The sequence below is a fragment of the Okeania sp. SIO2B9 genome, from assembly GCF_010672505.1.
Taxonomy (GTDB): Bacteria; Cyanobacteriota; Cyanobacteriia; order Cyanobacteriales; family Microcoleaceae; genus Okeania; species Okeania hirsuta.
Window position 1 is genome coordinate 1 of record NZ_JAAHGK010001426.1, and the last position, 1,821, is coordinate 1,821.

Sequence of the window (1,821 nt, forward strand, 5' to 3'; positions counted from 1 at the left end):
GGGGTCAGAGAAAAGATGGTAGTGGGAAAAATAAATTAGGCAAAATTTTAATGGCAGTACGAGATATGTTGAGTTCAACAATTAATAATTAACAGATAAATTAAACAGTTAACTGGAATGACTATATAATTTATATAACTCTCAAGATAGGAGCAATCGCCTGACGAAATTGACAAAATCCTATACCAGTTAACTGTTTAATTTATCTGTTAATTATTAATTGTTGAACTCAACATATCTCGTACTGCCATTAAAATTTTGCCTAATTTATTTTTCCCACTACCATCTTTTCTCTGACCCCAATATAAATCCACGGGAGATTTATAAACAATTTCTTCATTCCCAGTAGACAGTAATATTTCCCGAATCTCAGAATTAGTAGCAAATTTGTTGAATACTGCCTTTTGCATAATATCATATTTTACCTGTTCCCAATCTGAACGTAATGGGCGTTTGCGATCGCCTCCCAGATTTGCTGCTTCTCCTGGTGTTGCTGCTAAACGAATTTCATCAGCATCAGGCATACCTGGAAATTTTTGAGCTTGAAAATAATGTTCGCTAGTTGGCCACCAATAACCATCTAATTCAAAACCATGAGCAGAACAATTGGAAAAACAACCGTATCTGCTCAGAGTGCTATAAAATGAAATTGCCATAATATCAATTTGATAAATGTTTGCTACAAATAGCTAGGATATTTTTTAGGAGTCATGAAGTCAGGAGTCAGGAGTCAGGAGTCAGGAGGAATTAGAAAGATTTATTCGTACAATAAAAAAATGATAAATTCCATAAATTCTAAAAATTCAACTTTTTTCCCTCTTTTTTATTATGTTTTTCTTTCCCAGTTAAGTTTTCCCTAGGGCAATCAAACTTTGTACCTCCAAGACTCGAAAACTGCTGTAAGTTTTTTCATACTTTTAAACCTTCTTCCTTCTTACTTACCGAAAAATTGTGGTTTAAAGCCTCTCCTTTTAAGGGGATAATAAAGAAAAATTTTTTTTTGAGTCAATCCTATCAGTTTTAAAGGAGAGGTAATTGTTAATTATTAATTATTAATTATTAATGATTAATTGTTGAACTTACCAGGTGACTTGATCGCTTAACTTATCTAATATTTGAGGTCCAATTCCAGACACTTGGTCTAGGTCAGCTAAAGATGTAAAAGGTTTATTTTGTCTAGCTTGAATAATCCGCTCTGCTAATTTTGGTCCAACACCAGGTAATGTTTCCAATTCTTTAGCAGTAGCTGTATTGAGATTAATCTTAGTGTTAGTATCTATTGTGGGATTTTGAGTTTCTGTTAATTGATTGCCACATTCTTTTTGTTGTTTCTCTACTTTTTTAATCAACCAGGATGGTATACCCAGAGTAGCTGTTTGATAAAGTCTTTGAAATTCACGGTCAAAATGAGCTGCTACTGTAGAATTTTCAATTATCAATAAAGTTTCATCGTTGTTTTTATTAGCTGCTTCAGTCCAATTGTGAGAACCAGTTATAACAATCGAATTATCAATAATTCCGAATTTGTGATGCAGGCGATCGCCAGGGAGTAAATTTGGTACTCCTACTGTAAAAATTGGTTTCTCCCAAGTCCGATTATCTGCTTCATATTTACATTTATTAGCCAAGGCAATACCCATCATATCTAATCCTTCACTATAATAGCGATAGGCAAAACTTGGATCGATTAAACCTTGAATTAATACTCCTTTTTTAGATTGATTTTCTAGAGTATTAACTAATGGTTGTGATGAAAATACAAAGAGGGATAAATCAATAGATTTTTGTGCTAATTCTAATGTTTGATTAATTAAACCATTA

2 protein-coding genes are annotated in these 1,821 nt (G+C 32.7%); both read right to left on the minus strand.

The window, feature by feature from the left end; translation table 11 throughout:
• Nucleotides 1-209: 209 nt before the first annotated feature.
• A complete protein-coding gene (locus tag F6K13_RS31385) occupies nucleotides 210-656 on the minus strand; it encodes an NADAR family protein (RefSeq protein WP_124142689.1) in 447 nt (148 codons plus the stop codon).
• A 423-nt stretch (nucleotides 657-1,079) separates the two neighbouring features.
• Nucleotides 1,080-1,821 (minus strand): DUF655 domain-containing protein (locus F6K13_RS31390; protein ID WP_287289617.1); only part of this gene is annotated, 742 nt, incomplete at its 5' end.

Bases quoted from the DNA above. Each gene is read 5' to 3' on its own strand.
- F6K13_RS31385 (WP_124142689.1), bottom strand. From the start codon at position 656: ATGGCAATTTCATTTTATAGCACTCTGAGCAGATACGGTTGTTTTTCC.